Annotated in this window: 3 protein-coding genes; all 3 read left to right on the top strand. The window is 46.5% G+C overall.

Going from position 1 to position 4988, the window contains the following annotated elements:
• The first annotated feature begins 94 nt into the window (after nt 1-94).
• Entirely contained in the window at nt 95-1114 is a 1020-nt protein-coding gene (locus tag QUB13_RS25570) for an ATP-binding SpoIIE family protein phosphatase (protein ID WP_333386542.1), read from the top strand.
• A 48-nt stretch (nt 1115-1162) separates the two neighbouring features.
• A complete protein-coding gene (locus QUB13_RS25575) occupies nt 1163-2755 on the top strand; it encodes an ATP-binding protein (RefSeq protein ID WP_333386545.1) in 1593 nt (530 codons plus the stop codon).
• A 571-nt stretch (nt 2756-3326) separates the two neighbouring features.
• Nucleotides 3327-4799, top strand: a complete 1473-nt coding sequence (locus QUB13_RS25580; protein ID WP_333386548.1) for an MBOAT family O-acyltransferase — start codon at nt 3327-3329, stop codon at nt 4797-4799.
• Nucleotides 4800-4988: the final 189 nt, after the last annotated feature.

The following is a 4988-nucleotide window of genomic DNA, read 5'->3' on the forward strand; positions in this document are numbered from 1 at the left end:
ATGATGAGTGATGACTACCCTTCGACTTCGCGAGCGGGCAAGATGACTAATGACTAATGACTACTGACTAGCTTGAGATTAAAATTACAAAATAATGATAAATGCCTTAGCCCTGCCCGTAACAGAAGAAAGTCAAGTCGGAGAAGCGCGGCGAATTGCAGTCGCCCTCGCGGCCGAAGTCGGATTTGATGAGACCGATCGCGGTAAAGTAGCAATTGTCACCGCCGAAGCTGCAAAAAACGCGGTAAAATACGCCAGCGAAGGAGAGATTTTGCTGCAAACTGTAAAAACAGACGCAGGATATAGCATTGAAATAGTATCGTTAGACCGGGGGCCGGGAATGGCAAATGTCGGCCAGTGTCTGCGAGACGGTTTTTCGACTGCGGGAACTCTGGGAACCGGACTCGGCGCGATTAAACGCCTTTCTAGTTTTTTTGATATTCATTCTGTACCGAAACTGGGGACAGCTTTATTAATGCGCTTGGAACCGACTCAGAATCGCCTGGAAACCTCCCAAAACAGCAATTACTTGGAATTTGGGGTCGTCAGCTTGCCGAAAGCAGGAGAGCAAATTTGCGGGGATTCCTGGGCGACAGAAAACGATCGGGACAAAAATCTAATTTTAGTTGCTGACGGGCTCGGCTACGGGGTTTTGGCGGAGGAAGCTTCGCAAGAAGCTGTCCGGGTATTTGGGGAAAGTGCTAAACTCGGGCCGAAAGCTATTTTAGAGAAGGCGCACGCTGCTTTAAAAAATACCAGAGGAGCGGCTGCTGCGATCGCCCTGATCGATCGTACCCAACAAACAGTCTGTTTTGCCGGAATTGGCAATATCTCTGGTGTAGTCGTGACAGATAACCGTAGTCGCAGCATGGTTTCTTACAACGGTACTGTTGGACATCGGATGCTAAAAGTAGCAGAATTTGTCTATCCTTGGTCGCCGCATTCCTTGCTAGTCATGCACTCCGACGGTTTGGCGACGCAGTGGGATTTCAACCGCTATCCGGGTTTGGCCGCGAGACATCCGGCTTTAATCGCGGCGGTGCTCTACCGGGACTTCAAACGGACTCGCGATGATATGACAGTTGTCGTGGCTAAGGTAAGACAACCAGCTTAATACATACCACTTTCAAAAAAAAATGAAACTGTAGGCGAGAACTCAAACATGATAGTCATCAGTGATTCCACAATCGAAAATCGAAAGTCGAAAATCGAAAATGGCATTAGTTACCCAATCCTGACGACGGAAGTCCGCTTTGAGCAAGATATCGTACAAGTACGCCAAAGAGCGCGCCAAATTGCTAAGGGGCTAGGATTCGATTCCCAAGCACAAACTCGCATCGCCACAGCAGTTTCCGAAATTGCCCGCAATGCTTTTAAATATGCAGGCGGCGGTAAAGTAGAATTTATTGTGGAAGGGGAATCGCGCCAATTTTTTCGGACTCGGATTTCTGACAGCGGGCCGGGAATTGCTGATTTATCGGCGGTTTTGAGCCCCGATTTTCGATCGCAAACCGGTGCGGGACTCGGTTTGGCGGCGGCGAAACGGTTGATGGATGACGTGCAAATCGATTCTTCGCCCGATCGCGGAACTGCTGTACAGTTAATTAAGCAGTTTTCTAAACAAATGCCTGCTCTAAGCGCGATCGAACTCAATAAATTAGTTGACAAACTAGCGCGCCAAATTCCCGAAGATCCCTACGCCGAAATCCAGCAACAAAATCAAGAATTGCTGCGTACTTTAGACGAACTCCGCCAGCGTCAAGAAGAACTCGTACAGTTAAATCAACAACTAAAAGATACCAATCGCGGAGTTGTGGCACTTTACGCCGAATTGAACGAAAAAGCAGAATTTCTCCAGCGCGCCAGCGAACTCAAAACCAGCTTTCTCTCCAATATGAGCCACGAGTTTCGCACTCCCCTAACGGCAATTTTAAGTCTTTCCGAGATTTTGTTAGAGCGCCTCGACGGAGAACTTTCACCAGAACAAGAAAAGCAAGTAAATTCTATTCACAAATCTGCCCTTTCTCTGGCAGAACTTGTTAACGACTCGTTAGATTTAGCCAAAGTAGAAGCTGGAAAAGTCACTGTTCGCGTTGCTGATTTTGAAGTCGAAGATTTGTTCAGCGTGCTGCGGGGAATGATGCGCCCCCTGCTACCCCAAAACTCTGCCGTTACTCTGATTTTTGAAGCGCCTCGGGAACTTCCAACCCTCACAACGGACGAGGGAAAACTTTCTCAGATTTTGCGAAATCTGATTTCAAATGCTCTTAAGTTTACTGAAGCCGGCGAAGTGCGAGTTGCTGCGGAAATGGAAGAGGAGGGAACTGTTACTTTTTCCGTGGCAGATACGGGCGTTGGTATTCCGCCAGCAGACCAAACGCGGATTTTTGAAGAATTTGTCCAAATCGAAAATCACTTGCAGAAGGGCGTGAAAGGCACGGGATTGGGATTATCTTTGTGTAAGAAAATGACTGAATTTCTGGGGGGAAGTATTGAAATTGAAAGTTCGCCCGGAGCGGGATCGACTTTTTTGGTCAATTTGCCGATCGTCTATGATGGAGATTTAGAAAAACCTTTGGAAATGTCTGCTGCTAAGGGGGTGAAAACACCGCTTTTTCTAGCAAATTCTCGATCGCCTGTGCGGGATTCTGCAGCAAAAATTTTGGTGGTGGAGAATGAAGAGTGTCTTTCATTTTCCCAAGGACTTGCTGGCAGAAATTCATTGTATCGCGATCGGGGCTGTCAGCGGTGCTGAATGTTTGGGATCGTCGGTTAGTTTTTAGACTGGTTGCATCAATCTTCGATTGGTCAACCGCAGATTTGAGGTAGATAAACGCAGATAGACGCAGATAATTTTCAGCTCGATCGGACTTACGGTTGAAACCAGGTTGAGAAAAACGAAGTTTATTTAATTTGCAACAGCATTTAACACTTGTGCTGTAAAATGTATCAGTTCTCAGTTGCCGACTGTACAGTAGGGACTTAGGCTGTGTTTTTGTTTGTGTTAGCGCGATCGGCTAAAATGCAATACGGTTCACTTAACATATTTATGCCCCGGAGATCCCCCTAAATCCCCCTTAAGAAGGGGGACTTTGAGGACATTCTTGTCCCACCCCCTACTCCCCTTTTTAAGGGGGGTTAGGGGGGATCTGTCTTAAGTGAACCGTATTGGGCTAAAATGCACGCTCTCTCTCGTTTTTAGCACAGGTTCGATCGCAAAATAATGCAACCTTAGCTAAGATCCAAAGCTAAGATCCAAACCCTTACCAAAATAAGCTCTTCTAAAATCTTCAATCTAAAATCGCCAAGCCAAAATCTAAAATCGCATGACTTTCATTTCCCTTCAATATGTCCTATTTTTGTTAGTTTTGTTAGCAGCTTACTGGTCAGTTCCGCTGCAGTGGTGGCGGCTGTTTATCATGCTGGTAGGTAGTCTGATTTTTTACGCTTCGCTGCAAATTTGGTACATTCCTCTGTTGTTAGTCAGTATTGTGTTTAATTACTGCTTGGCGATGGCGATTGGAGAACCTCTAGATTGGCGGATTGCTAATGCTTCTTGGAACCGCCGCCGTTTGTGGTTGCTGTGGATCGGAATTGCGCTGAATGTGTTGCTGTTGCTGGGTTTTAAGTATGTGCCTTTTGTATTGAGTTCGATCGGCACTTTGTTGAATTGGCCAGTTGCTCTCGACAGCGCTAACTGGGTAAAAACTCACGTCATCGCACCCTTGGGATTGAGTTTCTTTTGCTTTGAGTGCATTTCTTATTTGATTGACGTGTACCGAGGCGCACCGGCGGCTACTTCGCTGCTGCACTTTGCTGCTTACAAGTTGTTTTTTGCGAAACTGATTTCTGGGCCGATTACTCGCTATCACAACTTGATCTATCAACTGAAATCCCAGAGTTTTCCGACGCCCGATCGCATTTCTGAAGCACTTTGGACGATCGCCTTCGGTGCAGTTAAAAAAGGTCTTTTTGCTGACAACTTGGGAATTTATGTCGATTTAAGCTTTACCAACTTACAACGGGCGGGAAGCGAGGATTTGTGGCTGGCAATTTTTGCTTACGGGCTGCAACTTTATCTCGATTTTAGCGGCTATGTTGACATGGCGCGCGGTACTGCTTTGCTGCTTGGTTGGTATTTGCCACCAAATTTTGACTTCCCTTATTTTACTACCAGCATCGGTGATTTTTGGCGGCGCTGGCACATGACTTTGGGCGATTGGCTGCGAAATTATTTATATTTTCCGTTGGGTGGTTCCCGCGTCGGTTTGTGGCGCACTTGTCTCAATTTGTTCACCGTCATGTTAATTGCGGGAGTTTGGCACGGGGCGGCTTGGGGATTTATTGTGTGGGGGGCTTTGCACGGTTTGGCTTTGGCGCTGCACCGATTAACAGATGTGACTTTTAAGCGGTTGGGAATCGAGTTTTTGTGGGAAAATCCGATCGGGATGGCGATCGCTTGGCTGCTGACTCAGGCGATGGTTTTTAGTAGTTGGATATTCTTCCGCCTTCCCGATTTAAAAGATTCTGGATGGGCGATTTCCCATTTGTGGGGACACCCTGCTGACGTACAGTTTGCTAATAAAGTTTATGTGGAAGCTTTGGGTTTGGACAGAGTGCAGTTGGCTTGGATATTGGCGGCTGTGGCTGCAGCAATGCTGCTTAATTATGGCTTCAATCGCATTTTGAAAATTGAGTTAAATTGGCCGATGAAATTGGTATTAGTGCCGCTTTGTTTCTACGCAGTTTGGCTGTTAGCTCCCGAAGGCGGTTTGCCTTATATTTACTTCGATTTTTAGGGCATTATCTTAATATAGGTTTGTAGTAAGGACTTTAGTCCGCTTTGTAACTGGTTCCCAGGCTCTGCCTGGGAACCGATGTCCAGAGGCTCTGCCTCGCTTGGCTTTCATCGAGGCAGAGCCTAGGCTGTGTACTTTGTTCGTTTTTATGGTAAAGTATTTCATACAATAATAGTGTAAAAAAAGAGT

The organism is Microcoleus sp. B4-D4, from assembly GCF_036705185.1.
Lineage (GTDB): Bacteria > Cyanobacteriota > Cyanobacteriia > Cyanobacteriales > Microcoleaceae > Microcoleus.

Excerpts from the sequence above, each read along its gene's own strand:
- QUB13_RS25570 (WP_333386542.1), top strand. The coding sequence starts at position 95 with ATGATAAATGCCTTAGCCCTGCCCGTAACAGAAGAAAGTCAAGTCGGA.
- QUB13_RS25575 (WP_333386545.1), top strand. The coding sequence starts at position 1,163 with ATGATAGTCATCAGTGATTCCACAATCGAAAATCGAAAGTCGAAAATC.
- QUB13_RS25580 (WP_333386548.1), top strand. The coding sequence starts at position 3,327 with ATGACTTTCATTTCCCTTCAATATGTCCTATTTTTGTTAGTTTTGTTA.